22 protein-coding genes are annotated in these 25308 nt (G+C 66.2%); 7 read left to right on the forward strand and 15 right to left on the reverse strand.

Annotation, left to right across the window (positions count from 1 at the left end):
* The first annotated feature begins 47 nt into the window (after positions 1-47).
* Positions 48-335, forward strand: a complete 288-nt coding sequence (locus tag TK49_RS21945) for a hypothetical protein (RefSeq protein ID WP_045220043.1) — start codon at positions 48-50, stop codon at positions 333-335.
* A 39-nt stretch (positions 336-374) separates the two neighbouring features.
* Here the strand turns inward: TK49_RS21945 and TK49_RS21950 are convergent, their stop codons facing one another.
* The 3 genes from TK49_RS21950 to TK49_RS21960 all read right to left on the reverse strand — a co-directional run bounded on the left by TK49_RS21950 (position 375) and on the right by TK49_RS21960 (position 3187).
* A complete protein-coding gene (locus TK49_RS21950; RefSeq protein WP_045220045.1) occupies positions 375-1529 on the reverse strand; it encodes a Gfo/Idh/MocA family protein in 1155 nt (384 codons plus the stop codon).
* 149 nt (positions 1530-1678) lie between these two features.
* Positions 1679-2023 carry an antibiotic biosynthesis monooxygenase family protein gene (locus TK49_RS21955; RefSeq protein WP_045220050.1) on the reverse strand — a complete coding sequence of 115 codons (345 nt, stop codon included), beginning with the start codon at positions 2021-2023 and terminating at the stop codon, positions 1679-1681.
* Positions 2024-2056: 33 nt separating this feature from the next.
* A complete protein-coding gene (locus TK49_RS21960) occupies positions 2057-3187 on the reverse strand; it encodes a cytochrome P450 (RefSeq protein ID WP_045220053.1) in 1131 nt (376 codons plus the stop codon).
* Between the two features lie 107 nt (positions 3188-3294).
* On the opposite strand from TK49_RS21960, the gene TK49_RS21965 reads away from it, so the two are divergent.
* Positions 3295-4011, forward strand: a complete 717-nt coding sequence (locus TK49_RS21965; RefSeq protein WP_045220055.1) for an ArsR/SmtB family transcription factor — start codon at positions 3295-3297, stop codon at positions 4009-4011.
* A 34-nt stretch (positions 4012-4045) separates the two neighbouring features.
* On the opposite strand, the gene speG is transcribed toward TK49_RS21965, so the two are convergent.
* The 3 genes from speG to TK49_RS21980 are packed head-to-tail and all read right to left on the reverse strand — an operon-like array spanning position 4046 to position 7946.
* Complete coding sequence (speG, locus tag TK49_RS21970) at positions 4046-4588, reverse strand: spermidine N1-acetyltransferase (protein ID WP_045220057.1); 543 nt, start codon at positions 4586-4588, stop codon at positions 4046-4048.
* Positions 4589-4643: 55 nt separating this feature from the next.
* On the reverse strand, positions 4644-5786 hold the full coding sequence (locus TK49_RS21975; protein ID WP_045220058.1) for a PepSY-associated TM helix domain-containing protein: 1143 nt from the start codon (positions 5784-5786) through the stop codon (positions 4644-4646).
* 21 nt (positions 5787-5807) lie between these two features.
* On the reverse strand, positions 5808-7946 hold the full coding sequence (locus TK49_RS21980) for a TonB-dependent receptor (protein WP_045220059.1): 2139 nt from the start codon (positions 7944-7946) through the stop codon (positions 5808-5810).
* A gap of 269 nt (positions 7947-8215) precedes the next feature.
* Between TK49_RS21980 and TK49_RS21985 the strand changes: the two genes are divergently transcribed.
* Positions 8216-9313 carry an oxidoreductase gene (locus TK49_RS21985; protein WP_045220061.1) on the forward strand — a complete coding sequence of 366 codons (1098 nt, stop codon included), beginning with the start codon at positions 8216-8218 and terminating at the stop codon, positions 9311-9313.
* Positions 9310-11406, forward strand: coding sequence for a cation:proton antiporter (locus tag TK49_RS21990; RefSeq protein WP_045220062.1), 2097 nt, complete (start codon positions 9310-9312; stop codon positions 11404-11406). The genes TK49_RS21985 and TK49_RS21990 overlap by 4 nt, the downstream gene beginning before the upstream one ends.
* A gap of 66 nt (positions 11407-11472) precedes the next feature.
* Here the strand turns inward: TK49_RS21990 and TK49_RS21995 are convergent, their stop codons facing one another.
* From TK49_RS21995 to TK49_RS22010, 4 genes are all read right to left on the reverse strand, one after another.
* A complete protein-coding gene (locus TK49_RS21995; RefSeq protein WP_045220065.1) occupies positions 11473-12735 on the reverse strand; it encodes a DUF3734 domain-containing protein in 1263 nt (420 codons plus the stop codon).
* Between the two features lie 32 nt (positions 12736-12767).
* Positions 12768-13553, reverse strand: coding sequence for a 3-hydroxybutyrate dehydrogenase (locus TK49_RS22000; protein ID WP_045220069.1), 786 nt, complete (start codon positions 13551-13553; stop codon positions 12768-12770).
* Between the two features lie 47 nt (positions 13554-13600).
* Complete coding sequence (locus tag TK49_RS22005) at positions 13601-14344, reverse strand: acetoacetate decarboxylase (RefSeq protein WP_045220071.1); 744 nt, start codon at positions 14342-14344, stop codon at positions 13601-13603.
* A 194-nt stretch (positions 14345-14538) separates the two neighbouring features.
* Complete coding sequence (locus TK49_RS22010; protein WP_045220503.1) at positions 14539-15942, reverse strand: aminotransferase-like domain-containing protein; 1404 nt, start codon at positions 15940-15942, stop codon at positions 14539-14541.
* A gap of 154 nt (positions 15943-16096) precedes the next feature.
* Between TK49_RS22010 and aptA the strand changes: the two genes are divergently transcribed.
* Positions 16097-17434, forward strand: coding sequence for an omega-aminotransferase AptA (gene aptA, locus TK49_RS22015; protein WP_045220072.1), 1338 nt, complete (start codon positions 16097-16099; stop codon positions 17432-17434).
* 1 nt (position 17435) lies between these two features.
* On the forward strand, positions 17436-18959 hold the full coding sequence (locus tag TK49_RS22020) for a CoA-acylating methylmalonate-semialdehyde dehydrogenase (RefSeq protein ID WP_045220074.1): 1524 nt from the start codon (positions 17436-17438) through the stop codon (positions 18957-18959).
* Between the two features lie 75 nt (positions 18960-19034).
* On the opposite strand, the gene TK49_RS22025 is transcribed toward TK49_RS22020, so the two are convergent.
* Positions 19035-19241 (reverse strand): cold-shock protein, encoded by a 207-nt coding sequence (locus tag TK49_RS22025; RefSeq protein WP_045220075.1) that lies wholly within the window; start codon positions 19239-19241, stop codon positions 19035-19037.
* Positions 19242-19450: 209 nt separating this feature from the next.
* The gene (locus tag TK49_RS22030; RefSeq protein WP_045220077.1) at positions 19451-19654 is read right to left on the reverse strand and encodes a cold-shock protein; all 204 of its coding nucleotides are present in this window, start codon (positions 19652-19654) and stop codon (positions 19451-19453) included.
* Between the two features lie 331 nt (positions 19655-19985).
* Between TK49_RS22030 and TK49_RS22035 the strand changes: the two genes are divergently transcribed.
* The gene (locus TK49_RS22035) at positions 19986-21881 is read left to right on the forward strand and encodes a potassium transporter Kup (RefSeq protein WP_045220079.1); all 1896 of its coding nucleotides are present in this window, start codon (positions 19986-19988) and stop codon (positions 21879-21881) included.
* Between the two features lie 8 nt (positions 21882-21889).
* On the opposite strand, the gene fdhD is transcribed toward TK49_RS22035, so the two are convergent.
* The 3 genes from fdhD to TK49_RS22050 are packed head-to-tail and all read right to left on the reverse strand — an operon-like array spanning position 21890 to position 25286.
* On the reverse strand, positions 21890-22705 hold the full coding sequence (fdhD, locus tag TK49_RS22040) for a formate dehydrogenase accessory sulfurtransferase FdhD (protein ID WP_045220080.1): 816 nt from the start codon (positions 22703-22705) through the stop codon (positions 21890-21892).
* Complete coding sequence (locus TK49_RS24455) at positions 22702-22947, reverse strand: hypothetical protein (protein ID WP_045220082.1); 246 nt, start codon at positions 22945-22947, stop codon at positions 22702-22704. Before TK49_RS24455 ends, fdhD begins: the two co-directional genes overlap by 4 nt.
* Complete coding sequence (locus tag TK49_RS22050) at positions 22947-25286, reverse strand: FdhF/YdeP family oxidoreductase (RefSeq protein ID WP_045220084.1); 2340 nt, start codon at positions 25284-25286, stop codon at positions 22947-22949. The genes TK49_RS24455 and TK49_RS22050 overlap by 1 nt, the downstream gene beginning before the upstream one ends.
* Positions 25287-25308 lie beyond the last annotated feature (22 nt).

The raw sequence follows: 25308 nt of genomic DNA on the forward strand, positions 1-25308 counted from the left end.
CACAGTCTGACGCGTCCGGCGCAGTGGCTCCGCGAGGAGAAATGACAATGCGACGCCGAATCAAAGCGTCCTGGATGGCGATCTTGGTCTTTACCCTGCTGGGTATCGGCTACTTGTGGATGTACCGTTTCGAGCCGCTGCTCTCGGGCGAGGCCGGCAGCGATGTGTTCGTGTGGGACCGCTGGACCCACCGCGTCTGCGCGCTGACCGACAGCGGCGAGGCCACGGAACTGCGCTGCGACAACGCCATGGAAACCGACGGCTCCGGCAGCAACAACTCCGACGTTTCCACGCGCCTGCGCATGCGCGACGCCATGCAGCGCATCAAGCTGTAACCCCCACGCCCGCTGTTCGTTGCGGGCGTTTTCTTTTCCTTATCCTTTGCTCGGCTCGGCCGCATCCACGAGTTCCGGTGCCGGAACGGGCGGCAGCTTGCGCACCTGCGACGCCTCCATGCGGCGCTGGCGCTGGAAAGGCCCCAGGTTTTGCGGCTGGCCCGATTCCAGCGCACGCTCGATGGCGGCGAGCACGCGCACGTCTGCCAGGCCTTCCTCGCCGTTGGGTTCGGGCTCGCGGTTGTTCAGAATGCAATCGGAGAAGTACTGCAGCTCGCCGCCAAACTGGTCGGTCGATTCGAACACCTGTTCCTGCGTGCTGCCGTCGAGCGTCAGGTGGTGCCGCAAGCCCACGCCAAACGTGAAGCCTGGTGAGACCTCCAGATCGCCCTTGGTGCCGAGAATCCGGTACTGATCGATGTTCGCGCCGCTGTAGCAGACCACGAACTGCGCGATGCGGTGGTCGGCAAAGCGCAGCGTCACGCTGACGGTGTCGTCGAAGTTGAAGGGAAGGTCGGGGTCGCGCACACCGCAGGCCGAGACTTCAACCGGCTCCTCGCCAAAAAGGTTGCGTACCGCGTTGATGGGGTAGACGCCCATGTCCGACACCGGCCCGGCCCAGTAGCCGTGGCTCGCGCGATGGTTGGACGGCGCGACGGACTGGCTGAACATGGCCGAGAACGCGCGGATGCGCCCCAGCTTGCCCGAGCGCACCAGCTCGATGGCGGCCAGCGTGGCGGGCTCGAAGTGCAGGCGATACGCGATCATCAGCTTGGCATTGCCGCTGCGGGCCGCGTCGATCATCGCTTCGCAATCGGCCTCGCTCGTGGCCATGGGCTTCTCGAGCAGGACGTGGATGCCGCGCTGCAAGGCGGGCAGCGCGTATTGCCGGTGCATGTCGTTGGGCAGGGCGAGGTAGATGGCGTCCACCTCGCCGGCGCTGAGCAGTTGCTCGTAGTCGGCATAGCCGTGCACGTGCTTGATGCCGTAGCGCCTGGCCAGCGTGGTGGCCTTGGCCGAGTCGCCCGTGACCAGCGCGGTGACGACGGAGTTGCCGCTTTGCGCCACGCCAGGCAGGAAAGCGGCCTGCGAAATCCAGCCGGCGCCGACCACGGCATACCGCACCGGGCTCTGCACGGTCCGTGGTGGAGCGACTTGCGGTTCACGCTCAGCCTCGTGAAAAGGGGTAGACATGACAATTCCTTTGCAATCGTTGCGCATGCAGGCGAGCGGCCCCTGCGATACGGCAGCAGGGCGCGCAGCGGCATGCTGTCTCTGAAACGACATAGCAAAGTCGATGCCCGGCAAGGGCAAATGGCGTCACATCGCCCGCGGGAGCCTGCTCAGGTGTGCGCCGCGCGGCTGTCTGTGGGCGCCTCGTCGCGTTCGGTCATGCCGTAGTCGCGCACCACGTGGGCGATGCGCAGGCGGTAGTCGGCAAAGGCGCGCTCGCGGCCGGCGTGCTGGGCCTGACGGTGTTGCTCGAGGTTGCGCCACGCACGGACGGCCTCTTCATCGCGAAAGAACGACAGCGACAGCATCTTGTCGGGGTTCGCAATGCTCTGGAAGCGCTCCACCGAGATGAAGCCGTCCACCTGCTCCAGCAGCGGCTTCAGATGCGCGGCAAGGTTCAGGTAAGCATCACGCTGGCCCAGCGCAGGTACGACTTCAAAGATGACGGCGATCATGGCGAGTTCTTTGTTGGAGGAGTGATCCGCATCTCAGGCGCTGAACACCGGGATGCGGGCGTTGGGCGAGGCACGATAGGTCACCTCGCCGAGATTGCCAAGCCACCGATCGATGCCCGGCAGGCCGAGCAGGTGCCGCACCGTTTCGCGCGCGATGATGGTGGCCAGCGTTTCGGCGGGGCAGCGGTGTACGCCGGCGCCGAACGTCCACAGGCGCGGTGCGGGGCGGTCGATATCGAAACGCAGCGGCGCCGGGTTCACGGCGGCGTCCACGTTGGCGGCGGCCAGCAGCACGAGAATCCGTTGGCCGGCCTGCACGTGCTGGCCCAGCAACTGGACGTCGCGCTGGACAAAGCGGCGCGTGTTCTGCACCGGTGCGTCGTGACGCAGCACTTCCCGCACGAACGGTTCAACGGCACCGGGCTGGGCGCGCAGCCGTGTGCGCAAGGCCGCATGGCGCGACAGCGCGACGATGCAGTTGCCGAGCAGCCCCGCGCAGGCGTCATAGGTCTGCGCAAGCAGGGCAGCGAGGTTGTCGACCTCGGCATCATCATTGCCGGCAACGAGCGGCGAGCCTTCGAAGCGGCCATGCAGGCGCCGGACGGCCGCGTCGGCCTGGGCGACAGAAGCCGCATCTGGGGCAGGGCCCAGTGCTGCGAGATAGGCAGCGATGTCGGCGTGGCATGCCGGCGCATCGGCAGCATCGCCGAGCAGAGTCTGCGCCATCGTGGCGAGCGGCACGCGAAAGTGCGCGTCCCCAGCCAGGGCGGCATCGAGCTGCGCCGTATCAGGCAGCGCGGCATAGGCCTGGCGGCGCGCGCGCGCTGCCAGTGCCGAGGTGTCCAGCTTGCCGAGCACGGCCATCACGATGGCCTTGCGCATGCCGTGCTCGGGGCCGTCGATCTGGCGCACGAGCCGGCCGAAGAATGCGCCTGCGGGCGAGGCAGCCACCGCGTTTGGCACGGGTTCATCGGCGGGCCGTACGCGGCAGGCATCGCTGCCGAGCACGGTGTCCACCGCCTTGGCGCTGGCGGCGACCCACCAGCCCAGCGCGGCATCGAAGAAGAATGCACGCGTGGCGGCAAGCTGCGCGTAATAGGGCGCGGGATCGGCATGCGTGACGGCTTGCAGCGCGTCGATGGGTGGGGCGATGGCAATGTCCATGGCGAGGCAGCGTGCAGTCGGACAGCAGGGGCGGGAGTAAGATGGCTCCCATTGTCTGAACCGGCCGCGTGCCTGTCACGCGCCAACAGTTTGGTCTGCATCGAACCATGACCGCATCGTCCACCGCCGCATTGGCGGCCACGCAACCCGATATCGGCCGGCTAGCGGCCACCATCGGTGACCCGACCCGCATCCGCATGCTGCTGTTGTTGATGGAGGGCCGCTCGCTGACCGCCAAGGAACTCGCCTACGGAGCCGGCGTGGAACCCGCGACGGCCAGTGCGCACCTGAGGCGGCTGGAGGCGGACGCGCTCATCACGTCCCTCGCGAGCGGGCGCTACAAGTACTTCGGGCTGCGCTCGCCTGCCGTGGCAGAGCTGATCGAATCGCTGCTGGTCGTGGCGCCGGAAAAGCCGGCCGACCCACGCCGCTCGACCGTCCCCGAGAACCTGCGTGCCGCACGGCTGTGCTACGACCATCTGGCGGGAGAACTGGGTACGGACGTGTCTGCGCGGCTGCTCGCGCGCGGCTGGATCGTGCAGCAAGACGACACCCATGCCGAATACGACGTCACGCCGGCTGGAGCGCACGCATTTGCCGCCATCGGCATCGACGTGGCTGCACTGCGCGCGGGGCGCCGTCGCCTTGCTTACGGTTGCATGGACTGGAGCGAGCGCCGGCCGCATCTGGCCGGTGCACTCGGAGCCGCTGTGGCCGAGCGCTGCATTGCGCTGGGTTGGCTCGCGCGCCAGAAGCATTCGCGCGCGCTTGCAGTGACCGAGGCTGGGCAGCGGGAGCTGCCAGCCTGGCTGACGACGGCCTAGCCCCTCGGCCAGGCCGCCGTGGTGTGGGCGGGCGTCAGTTGCGCGCAGCCTGCGAGGCCACGTAGTCGCGCTGGAATGCGCACATGCGCAGCGCGTTGTGATACACGCCGTTGCTGAAGAACTCTTCGACGAGTTCGCCCTCGCGGTGAAAGCCGCATTTCTCGTAGATGTGGATCGCCTTTTCGTTCTTCACGTCCACCACGAGATACAGCTTGTGCAGGTTCAGCACCATGAAGGCGTAGTCGATGGCCAGGCGCGTTGCCGTGGAGGCATAACCGCGGCCCTGCCAGCCCGGCGCGATGATGATCTGGAATTCGCCGCGGCGGTGGATGTAGTTCAGTTCCATCAGCTCGACCAGCCCGACCGCCTCGCCGGCATCGTTTTCGCAGATGAAGCGGCGCTCGCGCTGGTCGTGCACGTGGCGGTCGTACAGTTGCGAGAGTTCGGTGAAGGTTTCGTACGGCTCTTCGAACCAGTAACGCATGATCTTTGCGTCGTTGTTGAGCTCGTGTACGAAGCGCAGGTCATTGCGCTCCAGCGGGCGCAGGCAAAGGTTGCGGGATTTCTCGATCACCATGGTCTTGTCCTTGTTGTGTTGAGGCGCTTGGCATCGCGTCTACGCCCCTACGTTGTCAGCAAGGACGTGTCGCTGCAGATGCCTGTCTGCGCTGCGGTTGGGCGCGTCGGCGCCGATCCAGATAGAGCCACCACCCCGTTGCCGCAAACACCGGCAGCATCAATGCTCCGATGCACACTAGCACGATGCCGATCGGCCCGAAGTAGCGTCCATTATGGAGCGGCAACATGCCCGCCAGCAGGCGTTGCATCGGCGGCTTGTCGGCGAAGGATTCGTTGCGGATGACGGCGCCGGTGCCGGCGTCTAGCGTCAAGCGGTTGAAGGCCCGGTCATGCGGAGCATCGGCGGGCAGCCAGTTGATATCGACCTTGCCGCTGCGGGCATCGTCGATACGCAGGGTGGCGGTTCCATAGTTCGACGCGTTGGCAAGGAAAGCGTTCCACGTGCGCTCAATTGCCGCAGTTTCGAGCGGCTGTCGCGGGCCTTCCATCGGTTTCGCCTTGACCGTGACGGGCATGCCGGCCAGGTGCTGCAACGCGTCGCGGTACCAGTCATACGTCCAATACAGCCCACTGAACGCGGCCAGCAGATACAGCGGCAACACCAGCGTGCCGACGACGGTGTGCACATCCCACCAGCGGATGTGCCCCGCGCGGCTCCACCGGATCATGAGCCAGCTTCGCCAGTTCGCGACGCGTTTCGGCCACCGCAGATAGAGGCCGGACAACGCCATCACGACCAGCGCGATGGTGCTCGCCCCGACGATCTGCTTGCCCACTTCGTCCGCCAGCAGCGTGCGGTGCAGCAGCTTGACGGTGGCAAAGAAGCGCTGGCCGCGCGCCTCGGGAAGCAACGTGCCGGTGCCGGCATCGATGTAGCGCAGTTCCCCGCGGCTGCTGCCGCCGCGCTTGCCGGGCGGCCAAGCATACCAGACGCGCCACGGCTCGGTGGGGTCGGATGCGGCGGTGATGAACGTGACGGGGCGCTGCGGCATGGCTGCGCGCGCCTGTGCGGCCACCTGCGGCAGCGTCAGGGCGGAGCCGCTGCGCGCGGGCAGGGTGAGCACGCCGGGATTGAGGGCGCGCAGGAGTTCGTCTTCGTACGCCATCAGCGCGCCGGTGGCGCCGACGATGGCCAGCACCAAGCTGGCTGACAACCCGATCAGCCAGTGCAGGCGGAAGAGCACCCGTCGCAGCATCGCCATTCGCCTGTTGGACGCTTACATCTTGTACCGCACGCCGAGCAGCGCCATGCGAGGCGCGCCCGGCATGTTGTAGTGCTCGGCACCGCCGTGGGCCGACACGTAGTACGCGCGATTGAACAGGTTTTGCAGGTTCAGCGTGACGTCGACGTGCCTGCTGCGGTAGCCGGCGCCGAGGTCGACGGTCATGTAGCCGGGCAGCGTCGTCAGGTTGTACTGCGACGCATAACGCGCGCCTTCGGCACGCACGCCGCCTGCCACGTAGAAGCCGTTCGGCAGATCATGCTTGAGCCACAGCGAACCGCTATGCCGCGGTGTGAGCGAGGGTTGATTGCCCGTGACGGCCGTTCCGGCGCTCCGGTCGTATGGGTTGTCCAGGCGGCCGTTCAGATAGGCATAGCTGGCGATCAGGGACCAGGTTTTGACGATTTCACCCGTGAACGACAACTCCAGCCCGCGCGTGCGCTGTGTACCGATAGGCACGCCGAGGCCAGAGTTATCCGGGGCTGCTGCCGTCAGGTTGGTCTGCTTCATATCGAACAGCGACGCCGTCACACTCGCGCCGGCCGACAGGTCGTACTTGGCGCCGATCTCGTAGTTGGTGGTCCGCTGCGGAGCCAGCGCACCGCTGTTCGGGAAGAACGTGAAGCTGTCAGCCAGGGGCTGGAACGAGCGGCTGTACGACGCGTACAGCGAGAGTGGCTCGACCGGGTGGTACACCACGCCCAGGCGCGGGCTGACCGGCTTGTCGGTCCGTGCCAGATCCTGGTTCTTCGGCGTGAGGTCGTCGCGGCTTTGCTTGAGGATCTCGTAGCGAAGGCCGGCGAGCACCGTCCATTGCGGCGAGAACTTGATCAGATCCTGCACATACGCGGCATACGTTTCGTTGTGCGAGAGGCCGTAGTTGGTGGGCGTGGCGTTGGCGGGCACCGTGGGCAGCACCGGCAGCACGGGGTTGAACAGGTTGACCGTGAAATTGCCCGGGGCCGCGGCCACGCGGTCGCTCTTGTCCTGGTAGCCGAGCTCGATGCCGTACAGCAGCGTGTGCTGGATGCCCCAGGTCTCCGCCTTCTGCGTCAGTTCGTTCTGCCAGACCGTGCCGCGATCGCTGCGGTTGCGCTGGTTGACGCTGAGCGTCACGGTCGGGATCGGGCCGTCGTTGACGCTGCGCACGGTCGTGTAGTTGTTGCGGCCGAGCGAGTACTCGTAATTGCGCACCACGCTGTGGAACGACCACTCGTCGTTGAAGCGGTGATCCAGCGTGCCAGTCACGCTCTTGACCGTCGATTCGACATTGCCGGCGCCTGCATCGGCCGAGCCGTACCGCGTCTCGATGGGCACGTTGGCGGGGCGGCCGTGATAGGCGGGCACGCCCTGGTCTGCGATGCGCTTGTCGTGCAGGTAGTCGAACTGCACCGTCAGCTTGGTATCCGGCGACAGGTTGAACAGGAACGACGGCGAGATCGCCTGGCGACGCAGGAAGTAGTCGTTGCGGAAACCGCCCGAGTCTTCCACCGCGCCGGTGATGCGTGCGCGGATGGCGTCGTCATTGATGGAGGTGTTCAGGTCCAGCTCGGCGCGTTTCTGACGCTCGGTGCCCACCAGTACGCCCGCTTCGGCCAGCGGCGTAGCGAGCGGCTTCTTCGTGACACGGTTGATGATGCCGCCTGACGAGCCGCGCCCGTACAGCACCGCAGCCGGGCCCTTCAGCACTTCAATGCGCTCGATGTTGGAGAGGTCGCGGAAGTAGAGGGAGTCGTCGCGCAGGCCGTCGACGTACTGGTCGTTGATCGACGAGAACCCGCGGATGGTCACCTGGTCGCGCTGGGCATCCCCAAGCGAGGCCGACACGCCCGGCACGTTGCGCAGCGCCTCGTTGAGCGACGTCACGCCCTGGTCCTGGATCACCGCGTGCGGCACCACGTTCACGGTTTGCGGAATCTCGCGCAGCGGCACGGGGATCTTCGTGGCCGTATTGGCGATCGGCGTGTCGTAGCTGGCCGTGCTGCGCGTGCCCTTGACGGTCGAGGTGGGCAGCGTGCCGGCGTCGGCTGCCGCAACCACGGCGTCTGCAGCGGTTGCCGCGTGGGCCAGCGGCAGCGTTCCAAGGACGGCCAGAGACAGGCGAAGACCCTCTCGACGAAATTTCGGCGGCATTACAGTTCCCGTAAAGTGAAAGTCGCGCCGACAGGCGCACTGGCGACGCGATCCCACCCCCGGAATGCTGTGGCGCGTCTTCAAAATGTGAAGCCGCAAATAATAATGAGAGTAATTCTTATTTACAAGAGACTTAGAAGTCGTTTTTGACGATGGGCAACGTTTGCTGATGCCAAGCGGGGCAATTCCGTACGCAAAGGTGCGCAGGTTGCCGGCACCAAATTGCGTTCGGGACGTCTCATTCGCTCGCGTTCCGCCTTTTTCCTGACATGTCCCATCCTCCACACGAAGCACCGCTGCGCGTGGCCCTCGTGGGCTACGGCTATGCCGGCAAGCTGTTTCACGCCGCCTACATCGACGCCACCCCGGGGCTCCAGCTGCACGTGGTCGGCTCCAATCGTCCGGACGCGGTGCTGGCCGATCGGCCGGACGCCGTGGTGTGCGCGCCCGAGGCTGCCGTAACGCATCCCGAGGTGGATCTCGTGGTGATCGCCACACCCAATGACCGGCACGCCCCTTTGGCCGAAGCCGCGCTGCGGGCGGGCAAGCACGTGGTCGTCGACAAGCCGTTCACCGTGACGCTGAGTGAGGCGCGGCATCTCGCCCGCGTTGCCACTGACACGGGCCGGTTGCTGTCCGTCTTTCAGAACCGCCGCTGGGACAGCGACTTCCTTGCCGTGCAGGCTGCCATCGCAGGCGGGGCCATCGGACAGCCCATGCACATCGAGGCGCATTTCGACCGCTACCGCCCTCAGGTGCGTGCGCGGTGGCGCGAGCAGGCCGGGCAGGGCACGGGCATCTGGTTCGACCTGGGGCCGCACCTCGTCGATCAGGCATTGCTGCTGCTGGGCCTGCCCGACGCCGTGAGCGCATCGTTCGCGCAGCAGCGCGCTGGCGCCGAGACGCCGGATTGGGCGCATGTCGTCCTGCATGCCGCAGAACGCCGCGCCATCCTGCACGCCAGCATGCTCGTGGCGGGCGGATCGCCGCGCTGGACGGTGCACGGCACGCGCGGCTCCTTCATCAAGCGCCGCATGGATCAACAAGAGGCGCAACTCCTTGCCGGCGTGGCGCCCGGCGCGCCCGGCTGGGGCGTGGATGACGACGCTGGTGTGCTGATCGAGGGCGCCACGTCCGCACAGAGCGATATGCCGACGCCCAGTGGCGATCAGCGTGCCTTCTATGCCGCGGTGCGCGATGCCATTGCGGGGGCGCGGCCGAACCCCGTGCCGCCCGTACAGGCGGTGGCGGTCATGGCGGTGCTGGAGGCCGCCGTGGCCGCGGCGCAGACCGGTGCGACCGCGGTGCCGGACCTGACCGATACGGAGCGCGCCGACTGGGGCGCCGCGCGGGAGGCGGCTTCGTGAACGGCGTGGTGATCCTGTTGCTGGTGGCGGGCGGGCTGCTCGCCGTGGTGGCGCTCGTGCAGATGCTCGCCTCGCGCCTGACCTTGCCGGAGTCGACGCTGCTGGCGCTGGCCGGCATCGGCATCGGCGGGGCGTATGTGGGCTTGCAGAACACCGCGCCCACTTTCGCGGCCACGTTCTTTACACCGCTCATCAACCCCAGCTGGCCGGCCGAGGCCTATCTTTGGCTCTTTCTGCCGCCATTGCTGTTTCAGGCGGCGCTGTCGGTGGACGTACGCCGCATGGCGCCCGACGCCGCGCCGATCCTCATGCTGGCGGTCGTGGCCGTGGTGCTCGCCACGGGCGTGATCGGTCTGGCGGCCGCGGCCGTGACGCCGTTTGGCATTGTCACGTGCCTGCTGCTCGGGGCCATGATCGCGACGACCGACCCGTCCGCGGTGATCGCCGTCTTCCGCGATGTTGGCGCACCGGCACGGTTGATTCGCCTGGTGGAAGGCGAGGCGCTGCTCAACGACGCGGCGGCCATTGCCATCATGGGTGTGCTGCTTGCCATGCTGACCGGGCACGGCGGCGAGGCCAGTATCGGGGCCGGCTTGCGCGAACTGGCCCGGGCATTCGGCGGCGGCGTGATGTTCGGATTGATAGCTGGGCGCATCGCCGCGTTCCTGCTGCCGGCCCTGCGCGGGATCGCCCAGGCCGAAGCCGCATGGACGCTGGCGCTGCCTTACCCGCTGTACCTGGTGGCCGAAGACGTGCTTGGTGTGTCGGGCGTGGTGTCGGTGGTGTGCGCGGGGTTGGTGATCGGGGCGCTGGGGCGCACGCGCCTGACGCCGCGCAACTGGTCGCACCTGCAATTGATCTGGGAGCAGATTGCCGCGCTGGCGGGCGCCGTGGTCTTCCTGCTGGCCGCGGTGCGCGTGCCGGAGCTGCTGCACGGCGTGGAGTGGAGAGACGCGCTCTGGCTCGCGGTGATCGTCGCCGCTGCGCTGGCGGCGCGCCTGGCCGTGCTGTTTGGGCTGCTGCCCGCACTCGCGTGGCTCAGGCTTTCCGCACCGGTCAGCCATGCCTACAAGCTGGCGATTGCGTGGGGCGGCCTGCGCGGTGCCGTGACGCTGGTGCTGGCGCTGGGCGTGGCCGAGAACCCGGCCGTGCACGCTGCCGACCGCCATTTCGTCAGCATCCTCGCGACCGGGTTCGTGCTGGTGAGCGTGCTCTTCAACGGCGCGACGCTGCGCTGGGTGATGCGCCAGCTCGGGCTCGACCAGCTTTCGCCGCAGGAGCAGGTGCTGCAGGGCCAGGCGCTGAACGTTTCGACCGAAGAGGTGGAATCGACCATGCGCCGCATCGGCGGGCACTTCCACTTCACGGCCGGCGCCACGGAGCAGGCGGTGCAGGCATACCGCCGCGAGGTGGCCGCTGGCGCCGCAGAGCTGAATCTGGAAGAGGCGCTGTCCGAACGGGAGCGCCTCACCATCGGGCTCGTGGCCCTGGCCACGCGCGAGCGCGAACTGATTCCCGAATACGGCAACGGCCTCATCTCGATCCGCAACCTCGACGCGATGATGCGCAATACCGCCGACATGATCGACGCCGCGCGTGCGGAAGGGCGGCTCGGTTACAAGCGTGCCTCGCGGCGCATCCTCGCCAAGCACTTCGGCTATCGCCTGGCATGGTGGGTGCACCGCGTGCTGCATATCGACCGGCCGCTGGCGAACGCGCTGGCCGATCGCTTCGAGCTGCTGGTGTGCCGCCAGACGGTGCTCGAACGCCTGCGCGCCTACAACCGCACGTCATTGCAGCCGGTGCTGGGCGAGCGCATGGCGGACCTGCTCGACGGCGTGCTGATCGCGCGCATCGAAGCCGCTGAAGAAGGCCTGGCCGAACTGCGCGGCAATTTCGGCGACTACAGCGCCGCGCTGGAGAAGCGCCTGCTCCTGCTGTTTGCGCTCCACATCGGTCAGAGCAAGATCGACACGATGCTGGCCGAAACGGTGATCTCGAAGGAGGTCTACAAGCAGATCAGCGGCGTCATCCATCGTGCGTGGACGGCGGCGCTGCCTCGTCCGTCGCTGGCCTTGCGCACGCAGTCGTAGGTGCATGGCACCCCGCGCGGCCGGCTCGTGCCGCCTGCGCAGACGCCGCAGGCGACATTGATCTGCTTACAAGCGCTTGGGGGGCCGTTCCACGTGCAGATGCCGGTGAACGTCATGGGTCGCGAAGCCCGAATCGCCGGTCGGCATCGCCAGCCACTCGGGGTGCGAAAGCGACTCGCGGATATCCGCCAGGCCCGAGGCCCAGTGCTCGCGCATGGTCGCCGGGCCGAACTGGATGTCCTTGCCGGGGCCTTCGTCTTCCTTGGCGGCGTAGATCAGGTGGATGACGTTGTAGCGCTTCGTGCAGGCCAGCTCCTGCGCGTGCTTGTACCACTGCGTGCGGCCGAATTCCTTCTCGGGCAGGTGGTCCAGCATCTGGCGCACCAGCCGCCGCGTGGATTGCGAGCGCTCCATCCAGTCCGTAATCAGGCGTGTCCGGCTCGAGTACTGCAGATCCTTCTGCCGGCTGGCCACGCCGATCATGGTGTCGGGCACCGGGCCCACGGCGCTCCACAGGTCCACCTGGAACACCAGCGTATCCTTGCGCGGCTTTGCGCCCAGCACGTAGGAGAGCGGCGTGTTGGAAACGACACCGCCGTCCCAGTAATACTCACCGTCGATGAGCACGGGCGGAAAGCCCGGCGGCAGCGCGCCTGATGCCATGAAGTGCTCGGCGCGCAAACGGCGTTCGGTGTTGTCGAACGCTTCCAGGTTGCCCGTGCGCACATTGACGGCACCGACCGACACACGGATGCCGCCATCGTTGATGCGGTCGAAATCACACAGGCGCTCGAGCGTGGCCTTGAGCGGCGCGGTGTCGTAGTAGCTGGCGTCGAGCGGGTCGACTTCGCTGGCGGGCAGCGGCGGCGGAACGCGCGGCGTGAAAAAGCCGCGCTGCCCTTCGAGCAGCGTGTCGGCAGCCTGCATGGCGGTCAGCCATTTGCGCAGGTGCGTGTTGCCGTCGAACCAGGCGTTCTCGAGAATGTCGGGCAGCGGCGGTGAAAAGCCCGGCTGCGTGATCGTCTGCCAGAACTCGCGCAGCTTCGCGTGCCGATCCTTCGGCGCGTTGCCGGCAATGATCGCCGTATTCAGCGCCCCAATGGAGATGCCCGCAATCCAGTTCGGCACGATGCCGGCTTCGTCCAGTCCTTCGAACACGCCGGCCTGGTACGAGCCCAGCGCGCCGCCGCCTTGCAGCACCAGCGCGATGTTCTCGTATTCGGGAAGCACGATGCGCTGCGCTGTGGTGAGCGGCGCATCTGCGGGGCGTGACGACTCTGCCGGCGTGGGCCGCTTGGTTGCGGCCACGCGTAGTTTGGGTGCGGGCATATCTCCTCCAACCTCCTTGCGGGTACTTGGATTTATTGCATGAACCAGCCGTGGCTCACCACGAAGGATTGCCCGGTCAGCGCGGCACTCGGGAACGTCGCCAGGAAGCGCACCGTCTCGGCCACGTCCTCCACGGTGGTGAACACGCCGTCCACGGTATCACCGAGCATGACCTTTTTCACGACATCCTCTTCGCTGATGCCGAGTTCCTTTGCTTGCTCGGGGATCTGCTTTTCGACCAGCGGGGTGCGCACAAAACCGGGGCACACCACATGCGAGCGCACGTTATGCGCCGCACCTTCCTTGGCCAGCACCTTGTTCAGGCCAAGCAGCGCATGCTTGGCCGCCACGTAGGCCGACTTGAGCGGCGAGCCTTCATGCGAGTGCACCGAACCCATGTAGATCACCACGCCGCCACGGTCGTCCTTGTACATGTGGCGCAGCGCTGCACGCGTGGTCAGGAACGCGCCATCGACGTGGATGGCCTGCATCTTCTTCCAGTCGGCAAACGAATAACTCACGAACGGGTTGACGATCTGGATGCCGGCGTTCGAGACGAGGATGTCGACCGAGCCGAGTTCTTCGGCCACGCGGTCAATGCCGCTGTCCACGGCTTGTTCGTCGGTCACGTCCATGCGCAGGCCGATGGCCTTGCCGCCGGCATCGGTGATTTCCTTGGCGACGGCCTTGGCGCCGTCTTCGTTCAGGTCAACGATCGCGATGGCCGCGCCCGAACCGGCGAGCGTGAGGGCGATCTGCTTGCCGATGCCGCTGGCGGCACCCGTGACGACTGCGACTTTGCCTTTCAAATCAGACATGTGTGTACTCCAGGGGGTGGCGGGAAAGGAATGGCGGTGGGCAGGCGTTACTTCGCGAGGTAGTCGAACACGACTTCGCCCATGCCGAGGGTCAGGTCTGCAATGATGTGCCGCGCTTCGACAATCTCCAGCACGGGCAGTTCGGCCACGGGCGCCAGCGCATGGTGCGCCAGTTCGAGCGATGCGGGGCCGGTCCACGCACCTTTCATGTCGATGTCGATCATGTAGTTGCGCGACAGCTCGCAGATGCGCGCGGTTTTGCCGTCCACGTGCGGAATGATCTTGAGCAGGAAGTTCGGGCGCTCCAGGCGGCGTTTCTGTTCGGCCAGATCCAGCTCGCGGTGCTTGTAACCCATGGTGCCGGTCGCCACGCGCACGGGGCCGTAGTCGAGCGTGCCGATCAGCGTGTCCTTGTCGGTCACCAATCTGGGCGAGGCAAGCTTCTTCGGGAAGCCCCACATCTCGCGGCCGCCGGCCAGGGGCGGATGGTCGTCCAGGTACATCGCCAGCGTGTACGTGCCCGGCTTGCCTTCGTAGGTGACGGGGATGACCTGACCGCTTTCGGTGTAATCGCCAAAGCCGGTGGAATCGGCCATGCGGATGAACTCGTAGGCGACGAGCGGTTCGGGCACTTCCAGCGGCTCGGGCACCATGGCGCGCAGCTTGGCCGGGTCGGTGCGGTACGTGATGATGAAGAATTCGCGGTGGATGAAGCGGTACGGGCCGGGCGGGTAGGCGGGGCTCGTCAGCGGCATCGCAAAGGCGGTTTCGCGGATGGTCTTGATGTCCATGGCACTCCTTGTGCAGGTTGGGCTGCAGGTCGCGTTGGGAATCGATACGGCGCAAGAGAACGGTAGGCGACAGCGCATCGTGTCGCGCCTTTGTGACGCTGCAACCTTCCGTTCACGCCAATTTCACGTTTGAGTGCCGGTAACGTGATTGATTGCATGCAATACGTCATTGCGCCGCATGCAGCGTGCGCCTGTCAGGCGTGCGAGAGGAATTCCCAGAGCGCCGGTTCAGCGGAATACGCCACGTTGAAGCGCAGCCACGGGCTCGGCTCGTCATGCGGCCGGAAGTACTGGCCGGGCGCGAGCCAGATGTTGTGGTCGATGGCCTGATTGGCTAGCGTGGCGGCATCTGCATGGCCGGGCAAACGCGCCCACAGGAAGAGGCCGCGGCCCGGCGTATCGAACGGCTCGGCACGATGCTCGCGCATGAGGGCTTCGACACGTGTGTGGGCCTCGCCCAGTCGCGCAATCAGTCGCGCCACGTGCTCGGCATAGACGGGCCGGGTGACGAACGCATGCACGATGCGCTCGGTAATTTCGGACGAGGTGAGCGCCACGGCCATCTTGGTGCGCGCCAGCTCGCGGGTGATGGCGGCATCCGCCACGACGTAGCCGGCGCGCAGCGAGGGCGAGATCGTCTTGGAGAAGCCGCTCACGTACAACGTGCGGCGCAACCCGTCGAGCGCGGCGAGCATGGGCGCGGCGGGATCGGCGAGCTCGCGGTGCAGGTCGTCCTCGACGATCCACAGGCCGTGCTGCTCTGCCAGTTGCAGCACACGGTACGCGTTCTGCGCCGTCATGGAAGAACCGGTGGGATTCTGCAGGACGGAGCTGGTGAAGAGCGCGCGCGGGCGCTCGGCCTCGTCGGCGCGCAGGATGGCTTCCAGTGCCGCCGTGTCGAGCCCGTCCGGCGTGCGCGGCACACCGACCACGCGCAGGCCGGCGAGCTTCAGTACCTGCAGGACGTTGCAGTAGCCCGGGTCGTCCACGGCCACCACATCGCCGGCCTTGAACAGCGTGCGCACGATCAGGTCCAGGCCCTGTGTGGCACCGCTGGTCAGCAGCACCTGTGAGCGCTCCACCGGCAGCCCGCGCAGCGTGAGCGATTGCGCAACGTGCTCGCCAAGCGGCGCGTATCCCAACGGATGCCCATAGCCGGCCACGCGAAGCGCCGAGACGCGGCTCACCGCGCGCATCGCTTCCTGCACGCCGCGCTCGTCCAGCCAGTCGTTCGGCAGCCAGCCGCAGCCCGGCTTGACGGCGATCGAGCGATCGGCAAACACATCCGACAGCAGCCACGCAGCGTTGAGCTTGGGCGGCTCCCAGCGCGGCGCAACCGGCGCGGGCTGGGCCGGCGTGCGGGCGGCCACCAGGTAGCCGGAGCGCGGGCGCGCCACGATGGCGCCCAGGGCGGCCAGCCTGGTATATGCCTCCGCGACGGTGAAGGTGCTGACCTCGTGCGCCTGGGCGAGCTTGCGCACCGAGGGCAGCCGGGTGCCCGGCAGCAGGCTGCGGTTGTCCACGGCCGCGCGAATGCCTTGGACGATCTGGTCGACCAACGTACGCTGGGGATGATGAGGATCGAGTTCGAGCTGCATGCTGCGATGCGACATGAGAAGGAGGGCGGACCTATACAGTTTCTTATAGATCCGTCATCTGTGCATGTCGGCGTGGCGCCCGACTCTGTACAGTTTGCGTCAACCGCTGGTTCGCCAGCTTGCGCCTTGTCGCTTCATTTTTCCGGAGACGCCGATGAAACCCGCACCGCACCCGCTGGAAACCACCGACCTGTCCTACTTCTGGATGCCGTTTACGGCCAACCGCCAGTACAAGGCCGCACCGCGCCTGCTGACTTCTGCCCAGGGCATGTACTACCGCGACGCCGACGGCCGCGAGGTGCTCGATGGCACGGCGGGTCTGTGGTGCGTCAACGCTGGCCATGCGCGCAAGGAAATCGTCGACGCCATCGCCGCGCAGGCCAGCACGCTCGACTACGCGCCGACCTTCCAGATGGGCCACCCCCTGGCCTTCCGCGCGGCCGAGAAAGTGGCCGAGATCATGCCCGAGGGGCTCAACCGCATCTTCTTCGTCAACTCCGGTTCGGAAGCGGTGGATACGGCGCTCAAGATTGCGCTGGCCTACCACCGCGCGCGCGGTGAAGGCCAGCGCACGCGCCTGATCGGCCGTGAGCGCGGTTACCACGGCGTGGGCTTCGGCGGCATTTCGGTCGGCGGGATCTCGCCGAACCGCAAGGCGTTCTCGGCCAACCTGATCCCGGGCGTGGACCATCTGCCGCACACGCACGCGCCTGAGCACAACGCGTTCTCCAAGGGCCAGCCGGCGTGGGGCGAGCACTTGGCCGACGAGCTGGAGCGCATCGTCGCTCTGCATGATGCGTCGACCATCGCCGCCGTGATCGTCGAGCCGCTGGCGGGGTCCACCGGGGTGCTGGTGCCGCCCAAGGGCTATCTGCAGCGTCTGCGGGCGCTGTGCGACAAGCACGGCATCCTGCTGATCTTCGACGAGGTCATCACCGGCTTCGGGCGCCTGGGTGCGGCCACCGCGGCAGAGTTCTTTGGTGTGACGCCGGACTTGCTGACGATGGCCAAGGGCATCAACAACGCAGCGGTGCCGATGGGCGCCGTGGCCGTGCGCCAGTCGGTACATGACGCCGTGATTGACGCCGGTGCGCCGGGTGCGATCGAGTTGTTCCACGGCTACACGTATTCGGCGCACCCGCTGGCAGCGGCCGCAGCCGTCGCCGCGCTGGATCTGTATCGCAGCGAGGGCCTGTTCGAGCGTGCCCGCGCGTTGTCGCCGGCCTTCGAGGCGGCGGCGCATTCGGTCAAGGGCGCGCCCCATGTGAAAGACATCCGCAACCTGGGGCTGGTGGCCGGCATCGAGCTCGAATCGCGTCCTGGCGCCGTGGGTGCGCGCGCCTACGAAGTCTTCCTGAAATGCCTGGAGCGTGGCGTGCTCGTGCGCTACACCGGCGACATCCTGGCGTTCTCGCCGCCGCTCATCATCGAAGAGGCGCAGATCGCGCGCATCTTCGACACCGTTCGTACCGTTCTGCAAGAGGTAGCCTGAAATGAACCGACCGATTGATCCTGCCGTGACGGAATCCGTCGTCAGCCATTACATCGGCGGACAACGCCATACCGGAAGCGGCAACCGTAGCGCCGATGTGTTCAACCCGGCCACCGGCGCCGTGAGCGCGCAGGTGCTGCTGGGCGGCAAGGCCGAGGTGGATGCCGCCGTGGCCGCCGCGCACGCCGCCGCGGCTGCCTGGGCCGAGACATCGCCGCTCAAGCGCGCACGCATCCTGTTCAAGTTCAAGGAGCTGCTGGATCAGAACCAGGACGCGCTGGCCGCCGCCATCACGCGCGAGCACGGCAAGGTGTTCTCCGACGCCAAGGGCGAAGTCACGCGCGGCATCGAAGTCGTGGAATTCGCCTGCGGCATCCCGAACCTGCTCAAGACGGAGTTCACCGACAACATCGGCGGCGGCATCGACAACTGGAACCTGCGCCAGCCGCTGGGCGTGGTGGCCGGCATCACGCCGTTCAACTTCCCGTTCATGGTGCCGATGTGGATGGCGCCCGTGGCGCTGGCGTGCGGCAACACGTTCATCCTGAAGCCCAGCGAGCGTGACCCCAGCCCGAGCCTGATGATTGCCGACCTGCTCAAGCAGGCTGGGCTGCCCGACGGCGTGTTCAACGTCGTGCAGGGTGGCAAGGACGCCGTCGACGCGCTGCTTGCGCACCCGGATGTGCAGGCACTGTCGTTCGTCGGCAGCACGCCCATCGCTGAGTACATCTATACGGAAGGCACCAGGCACGGCAAGCGCGTGCAGGCGCTGGGCGGCGCGAAGAACCACCTGGTCGTCATGCCGGATGCGGACCTCGACCAGGCCGTCGATGCGCTGATCGGCGCGGGCTATGGCTCTGCCGGCGAGCGCTGCATGGCCATCTCCGTGGCGGTGGCCGTGGGCGACGTGGCCGACAGGCTCGTGCCGCGCCTGGCCGAGCGCGCGAAGGCGCTCAAGATCGGCAACGGCATGGAAGCCGACAGCGAAATGGGGCCGCTCGTCACTGCCGCGCACAAGGCCAAGGTGGAAGGCTACATCGCCAAGGGCGTGGAAGAGGGCGCGACGCTGGTGGTGGACGGACGCGGCCACACGGTGCCCGGGCATGAACAGGGCTTCTTCACCGGCGGCACGCTGTTCGATCACGTCACGCCGGAGATGACGATCTACAAGGAAGAGATCTTCGGTCCGGTGCTGTCGGTGGTGCGCGTGCGCGATTTTGCCGAGGCCGTCGACCTCATCAACGCGCACGAATACGGCAACGGCGTATCGTGCTTCACCAGCGACGGCGGCGTGGCGCGCGCGTTTGCACGGCAGATCCAGGTCGGCATGGTCGGCATCAACGTGCCGATTCCGGTGCCGATGGCGTGGCACAGCTTTGGCGGCTGGAAGCGATCCCTGTTTGGCGATCACCACGCCTATGGCGAAGAGGGCGTGCGTTTCTACACGCGCTACAAGAGCGTCATGCAGCGCTGGCCGGACTCGATCGGCAAGGGCGCGGAGTTCGTCATGCCGACGGCAAAGTAACGGAGGCGTCCGTTTTGAAGAAAGGGAGGCACTGCCTCCCTTTTTCTTTGCGCGATGCTGCGTGAAACCGGCACGTCATATCGGCCGGATATTGACCGCGATGGGCTCGCCATCCGGCCCGATCTCGATATCGAAACTCACACGCTGGCCCTCCTGCAATGTTGGCGAGCGTGAGAACCGGATTTCCGAATCCCGAATGAAACTCGGGGCAGCGTGCATTTCTGCAGCTGCCCCGGCGGGCGGATCATATTGAACGGCGTGATCTTCAATTCGGCTGGCCATTGCATTCTCCCGAGAGGGGTTTCGTCAAACCCGGGTGCCGCTGTTTAACGGCGGCAGCCCTTCGACCGCTGGATGGCAAACACGTACTGAACAACCCTTGCAACCTGATTCCTTGGGGCTTTCCGACCGGTACACACTCTGCCCGAAGAGTGCGCCCGTCCTGCAATCGTGATGACGATCTTGGCTCTGCCTGCGCCCCGGCCTTCGGATTAAGCCGCCTGGATATTCGAGGCTTGCTTGCCCTTCGGGCCTTGGGTGACTTCAAACGACACCTTTTGACCTTCCTTCAGGGTTTTGAAACCCTGCATGTTGATCGCGGAGAAATGAGCGAAAAGGTCCTCGCCGCCATCATCCGGGGTAATGAAGCCAAAACCCTTTGCGTCGTTGAACCACTTGACGGTACCAGTAGCCATGATCTTGAGTCGTGAAGTTGAGAAATCGATCGACTGCCGGCCAAAACCACACAGCAGGCAGACCCGGCCAAACCAGCCAAACGATCGTTTGCTGAATATATGCTTGGCGCGTCTCCCCGTCAAAGTGTGTTTTTTTGGAACGTTACGTTTTGCAAGGTAAGCATGGACGGTGCCAGCCTCGCCATCGGTGCAAACACTCGCGCAAAACCGAGCGTTTTCACCTAAGCTTCAGTGGCGTCTGCGGCACTCCACCGAGCCGGCGCGGGTTCAAGTGCCGCAGATGGCGCACGGAAATTGCGTGTGCTTCCGCCGTTCCAGTTGCAAGCCGCCCATGACGACAGCCGCCGCCAGTACAACCACAAAAAAACCCGCGTTGATGGCCACCATGATGGGTGCGATCGGCGTGGTGTTCGGGGACATCGGTACCAGCCCCCTGTATGCACTCAAGGAGTGCTTCAACCCCGAGCACGGGGTTCCGTTTTCTGACCAGACCGTCTACGGCATCCTCTCGATGCTGTTCTGGGCGATGACCCTGGTGGTCTCGATCAAATACGTCCTCTTCGTCATGCGCGCCGACAACAACGGCGAAGGCGGCATCCTCGCGCTGACGGCGCTGGCGATGCGCGCCAGCAGCGGCAGTGCGCGATTCACGCGCACCCTCATGCTGCTCGGCCTGCTGGGGGCCGCCATGTTCTACGGCGACGCCGTCATCACGCCGGCCATTTCGGTGCTCTCGGCCATCGAGGGCATGGAAATCATGGCGCCCGCACTACAGGCGTGGGTGCTGCCGCTGGCGCTCGTCGTGCTGATCGGCCTGTTCCTGCTGCAGAAGCACGGCACGCATGTGGTCGGGCGGCTGTTCGGTCCGATCATGCTGCTGTGGTTCGTGCTGCTCGGGCTGCTCGGGTTGATCTCCGTCGTGCAGTCTCCGCAGATCCTGGTGGCGCTCAATCCGCTCTATGCCATCGAATTCGGATTCCGGCACACCATGCAGGCGTTCGTCGTGTTCGGGTCGGTGTTCCTGGCGCTGACCGGCGCGGAGGCGCTTTATGCCGACATGGGCCACTTCGGCGCGCGCCCCATCCGGTATGCGTGGTTCTACATCGCGATGCCGTGCCTGCTGCTGAATTACTTCGGGCAGGGCGCCATGCTGCTGCGCGAGCCGAGCGCCGTGCAGAACCCGTTCTTCCTGTTGATGCCGGGCTGGGCCGTGGGGGCCATGGTGGTGTTGGCCACGGCGGCCACCGTCATTGCTTCGCAAGCGGTCATTTCCGGGGCATTTTCGATGACGGCGCAGGCCGTGCATCTTGGCTACGCACCGCGCATGAAGATCCTCTACACGTCTGACGTGGAAATCGGCCAGATCTATGTGCCGGTGGTCAATTACGTGGTGCTGGTTCTGGTGGTGGCGGTCGTGCTGGCCTTCGGCAAGTCCGATAACCTGGCCGCCGCATACGGCATTGCCGTCACGACGACCATGGTGCTGACCACGGGCCTGGTGACGGTCGTCATGCGCAATGCCTGGAAGTGGAGCCTTCCGGTGGTGGCCGGCCTCGGCGCGGTGTTCCTCGCGGTGGACCTGTCGTTCTTCAGCGCGAACCTGCTCAAGATTGCAGCCGGCGGGTGGTTCCCGCTGCTGCTGGGCGGCCTGATCTTCTTCCTGATGGTGACGTGGCATACCGGCACGCAGTTGCTGAAGGCACGCAACGTGGAAGGCGGCATTCCGCTCGAGCCGTTCATGGAAGGCCTGCTGCGCCATCCGCCGCACCGGGTGGATGGCACGGCCGTCTATCTGACGCCGAGCATGGACTTCGTGCCGCTGGCGCTGCTGCACAACCTCAAGCACAACCACGTGCTGCACGAGCGCGTGCTGTTCATCCACTTCCGCACGCTCGCCGTGCCCTACGTGCAGCCGGCCAAGCGCCTCTCGATCAAGACGATCGGCGACAACATCTACGCGGCGGTGGCGGACTTCGGCTTCAAGGAAACCCCGGCAGTGGACGAGATCGTCAAGAACGTCGGCGAGCGCCTCGGCGTGGTCTTTGAAGATATGGAGACGTCGTTCTTCATCACGCGCGCCACGGTGGTGCCATCGCCGTTGCCCGGCATGGCGATGTGGCGCGAGGCGCTGTTTGCCTGGATGCAGCACAACAGCGCCAAGCCGTCGGATTTCTTCCGCATTCCTGCCAACCGGCTGGTGGAGCTGGGGAGCAAGGTGGAGATCTAGCGGCGCCTTCAGGCAAACCGCGTCACGCTATCGCCACGGCAGAACGCCAGCAACGCCAACTGCCCGGCCTGGGCGTGGCGGATCGCCAGCGAAGACGGCGCGGAGATCGTCGCCAGCAGTGGCACCTGCAGCTGCACGCACTTGCGTGCCAGCTCGTAGCTTGCACGACTGGTCATGACGATGAATCCGTCTGCCGGGCGGATGCCGAGTCGCGCCAGCCGGCCGATCAGCTTGTCGAGCGCGTTGTGGCGCCCCACGTCTTCCAGCACATGCAGCGGTGTGTTGCCGTCCGCAGACACCCAGCCGGCGGCATGCAAGCCACCGGTGAGGGCGTTGGCCGGCTGATGTGCCGTCATCGCATGCATGGCGTCCAGCACCTGCGCGTCGGCAAGAGACGCCAGCCATGCGGGTGGCGTCAGCGGCGCCGGTGCGTCTTCAAAGGTTTGCAGGCTTTCAATGCCGCACAGGCCGCAGCCCGTGGGGCCCGCCAGGGCTCGGCGGCGCGCCTTCAGCCGCACGAAGCAGTGCGAGGCGATTTCCGCGTGCACCTCCAGCCCGTGCGGGTGCGTTTCCACATCGGCCCCACGCCAGTCGGCACGGCTGTCGATGATGCCTTCCGAGAGCGCAAAGCCGAGTGCAAAGTCCTCCAGGTCTGTCGGCGACGCCATCATCACGGCGTGCGTGATGCCGTTGAAGACGAGCGCGACCGGAGCTTCATCGGCGACGGGGGTGGTGGCGGCTTCGTGCGTGCCGGCGCGCGTGCGGCGCGTTGCGGTAGTGGAAACGACGGGCAAGCCCGCGGGGTGACGGAGGAGGGCGGTCATTCGGTCAAATCAGGCAGCGCGCGGCCCGCGTCAAGCAACACGATGAGCCAGCGCGTGTCGTCCATGGCGACGCGCAGCAGGCCCGCATCGGCCAGCGGATGCAGCGCGCGCAGCACCGTGCTGGCACGCTCGCCCACGCGCTTGGTCAACCACGGAAGCGACACCGGCTTGCCGGCATCGGTTTCGCGCAATGCGGCCAACAGTGCCAGCTGCAGCGCAGACCACGCGGCCGTCGTTGGCATCAGGCCTGGGCCGTGGAGGCTGCCTGCGTGCCCGTGCTGCGTTCAGCCTGGCTTGGCACGAGCATCACGGGAATCGATTTCGACGTCGGCGTGCGCGCGTGGTCGGCCACGGACGACAGCGGCACCAGCGGATTGGTCTCCGGATAATACGCCGCCAGGCACCCGCGCGGAATGTCATACGCCACGAGGCGGAAGCCATCGGCGCGGCGCGTGGTGCCGTCTTCGGACAGCGTCACCATGTCGACCCACTCGCCGTCTTTCATGCGGATCGTGCGCAGGTCTTCCTTGTTGATGAAGACGACGCGGCGCTGGCCGAACACGCCGCGGTAGCGGTCGTCCATGCCGTAGATGGTGGTGTTGTACTGATCGTGCGAGCGCACCGTGGCCAGCGTAAAGACGGTCGCATCCGCATGGCGCTCGCGCGCGCGGTGCACCGGCGTATCGGTCGGGATCGCGTGCGCATGGAATTCCGCCTTGCCCGACGGCGTGTTCCAGACACGCTCCGATGCCGTGTTGCGCAGGCGGAAGCCGCCGGGCACGCGAATCTTCTCGTTGAATCCGGCAAAATCGTCGAACACCGCTTCGATGCGGTCGCGAATGCGGTCGTAGTCTTCCACCAGCCAGCGCCATGGGATGGGGCTGTCGGGCAGCGTGGCCTCGGCCAGCCGCGCCACGATGGCCGGTTCCGACAGCAGGTGCGGCGACGCCGGCGGATTGATGCCCGCCGACATGTGCACCATGCTCATCGAATCTTCCACCGTCACGCCTTGCGTGCCGCCGGCCTGTTGGTCGACTTCGGTGCGGCCCAGGCACGGCAGGATCAGTGCGGCCTTGCCGTGCACGATGTGGCTGCGGTTGAGCTTGGTGGTCACGTGCACGGTCAGGTCGCACTGGCGCAGGCCGGCCCACGTGGCGGCGGTGTCCGGCGTGGCCGCTGCGAAGTTGCCGCCCATGGCGAAGAACACGCGCGCCTTTCCACTGCGCATCGCCTCGATCGCGCCGACGGTGTCGTAACCGTGCTCGCGCGGCACCTGAATGCCGAACACTCTCTCGAGCCGATCGAGAAACGCAGGCGCGGGCTTCTCATAAATGCCCATCGTCCGATCGCCCTGCACGTTGCTGTGGCCGCGCACGGGGCACGCGCCGGCGCCTGGGCGGCCAATGTTGCCGCGCAGGAGCAGCAGGTTGACGATCATCTGGATCGTCGCGACCGAATGCTTGTGTTGCGTGATCCCCATGCCCCAGCACGCGATGACGCTGCCGGCCTTGATGTACGTGTCGCCGGCCTGGCGGATTTCGTGTTCTGGCAAGCCCGATTCGGCTTCGATCGTTGCCCACGATTCGGCACGCACGTCAGCGGCAAAGGCGTCATAGCCACCGGTGTGCTGGGCGATGAAGGCGTGGTCGATGATGGCCGGCTCACCGCGGCTGCGGGCCACGTCATCGCGCTCGATCACGTGTTTGATGATGCCCTTGACTGTTGCCAGGTCGCCGCCGATGCGCACCTGGTGGTATTCGGTGCTGATGCGCGTGGAGCCGAGCGTCAGCATCTCGATCTTGCTTTGCGGATCGGCAAAGCGCTCCAGCCCGCGCTCACGCAGTGGGTTGAACGAAACAATCTTGGCGCCGCGCTTGGATGCTTCGCGCAGCTCACCCAGCATGCGCGGGTGATTCGTCCCCGGGTTCTGCCCGAAGATGAAGATCGCGTCGGCCTTGGTGAAATCGTCGAGCGTGACGGTGCCCTTGCCGACGCCGATGCTGCTCCGCATGCCCGTGCCGGAGGGCTCGTGGCACATGTTGGAGCAGTCGGGGAAATTGTTCGTGCCATAGGCGCGCACGAACAACTGGTAGAGGAAGGCCGCCTCATTGCTGGTGCGGCCGGAGGTGTAGAAGATCGCCTGGTTCGGATCGGGCAGCGCGCGCAGGTGCTGCGCGATGAGCGCGAAGGCGGCGTCCCATTCGATCGGCACGTACTTGTCGCTGGCCGCGTCGTAGACCATCGGGTGCGTCAGGCGCCCTTGATCTTCCAGCGCGTAGTCCGACCACTCGGCGAGTTCGCGCACGGTGTGCTGTGCGAAGAACTCCGGCGTGGTGCGGCGGGACGTCGCTTCTGCAGCCACGGCTTTGACGCCGTTTTCGCAGAACTCGAAGGTGGATGCGTGGTCACGGTCAGGCCATGCACAGCCCGGGCAGTCGAAGCCGTCAGGCTGGTTGGCCGACAGCATCGTCTTGGCGCCCTTGGCCGCGATGCCCTGCGACAGCAATTGATGTGCAACGCTTTTAAGCGCGCCCCAGCCACCGGCCGGGTGACGGTAAAACTCGATCTTCTGGTGCTTCATGGGTGGCGGGGCGGCGACTTTA

Origin of the sequence: Ralstonia mannitolilytica (assembly GCF_000954135.1) — a bacterium.
GTDB classification, from domain to species: Bacteria; Pseudomonadota; Gammaproteobacteria; order Burkholderiales; family Burkholderiaceae; genus Ralstonia; species Ralstonia mannitolilytica.

Excerpts from the sequence above, each read along its gene's own strand:
- TK49_RS21960 (WP_045220053.1), bottom strand. The coding sequence starts at position 3,187 with ATGGACATTGCCATCGCCCCACCCATCGACGCGCTGCAAGCCGTCACG.
- TK49_RS21965 (WP_045220055.1), top strand. The coding sequence starts at position 3,295 with ATGACCGCATCGTCCACCGCCGCATTGGCGGCCACGCAACCCGATATC.
- TK49_RS22035 (WP_045220079.1), top strand. The coding sequence starts at position 19,986 with ATGACGACAGCCGCCGCCAGTACAACCACAAAAAAACCCGCGTTGATG.
- TK49_RS22025 (WP_045220075.1), bottom strand. The coding sequence starts at position 19,241 with ATGGCCAGCCGAATTGAAGATCACGCCGTTCAATATGATCCGCCCGCC.
- TK49_RS22005 (WP_045220071.1), bottom strand. The coding sequence starts at position 14,344 with ATGGACATCAAGACCATCCGCGAAACCGCCTTTGCGATGCCGCTGACG.
- TK49_RS24455 (WP_045220082.1), bottom strand. The coding sequence starts at position 22,947 with ATGCCAACGACGGCCGCGTGGTCTGCGCTGCAGCTGGCACTGTTGGCC.
- TK49_RS21975 (WP_045220058.1), bottom strand. The coding sequence starts at position 5,786 with ATGCTGCGACGGGTGCTCTTCCGCCTGCACTGGCTGATCGGGTTGTCA.
- TK49_RS22030 (WP_045220077.1), bottom strand. The coding sequence starts at position 19,654 with ATGGCTACTGGTACCGTCAAGTGGTTCAACGACGCAAAGGGTTTTGGC.
- aptA (WP_045220072.1), top strand. The coding sequence starts at position 16,097 with ATGAAACCCGCACCGCACCCGCTGGAAACCACCGACCTGTCCTACTTC.
- TK49_RS21955 (WP_045220050.1), bottom strand. The coding sequence starts at position 2,023 with ATGATCGCCGTCATCTTTGAAGTCGTACCTGCGCTGGGCCAGCGTGAT.
- TK49_RS21995 (WP_045220065.1), bottom strand. The coding sequence starts at position 12,735 with ATGCCCGCACCCAAACTACGCGTGGCCGCAACCAAGCGGCCCACGCCG.
- TK49_RS22050 (WP_045220084.1), bottom strand. The coding sequence starts at position 25,286 with ATGAAGCACCAGAAGATCGAGTTTTACCGTCACCCGGCCGGTGGCTGG.
- TK49_RS22010 (WP_045220503.1), bottom strand. The coding sequence starts at position 15,942 with ATGCAGCTCGAACTCGATCCTCATCATCCCCAGCGTACGTTGGTCGAC.
- speG (WP_045220057.1), bottom strand. The coding sequence starts at position 4,588 with ATGGTGATCGAGAAATCCCGCAACCTTTGCCTGCGCCCGCTGGAGCGC.
- TK49_RS22020 (WP_045220074.1), top strand. The coding sequence starts at position 17,436 with ATGAACCGACCGATTGATCCTGCCGTGACGGAATCCGTCGTCAGCCAT.
- TK49_RS21945 (WP_045220043.1), top strand. The coding sequence starts at position 48 with ATGCGACGCCGAATCAAAGCGTCCTGGATGGCGATCTTGGTCTTTACC.
- TK49_RS21950 (WP_045220045.1), bottom strand. The coding sequence starts at position 1,529 with ATGTCTACCCCTTTTCACGAGGCTGAGCGTGAACCGCAAGTCGCTCCA.
- TK49_RS21985 (WP_045220061.1), top strand. The coding sequence starts at position 8,216 with ATGTCCCATCCTCCACACGAAGCACCGCTGCGCGTGGCCCTCGTGGGC.
- TK49_RS22000 (WP_045220069.1), bottom strand. The coding sequence starts at position 13,553 with ATGTCTGATTTGAAAGGCAAAGTCGCAGTCGTCACGGGTGCCGCCAGC.
- TK49_RS21980 (WP_045220059.1), bottom strand. The coding sequence starts at position 7,946 with ATGCCGCCGAAATTTCGTCGAGAGGGTCTTCGCCTGTCTCTGGCCGTC.
- fdhD (WP_045220080.1), bottom strand. The coding sequence starts at position 22,705 with ATGACCGCCCTCCTCCGTCACCCCGCGGGCTTGCCCGTCGTTTCCACT.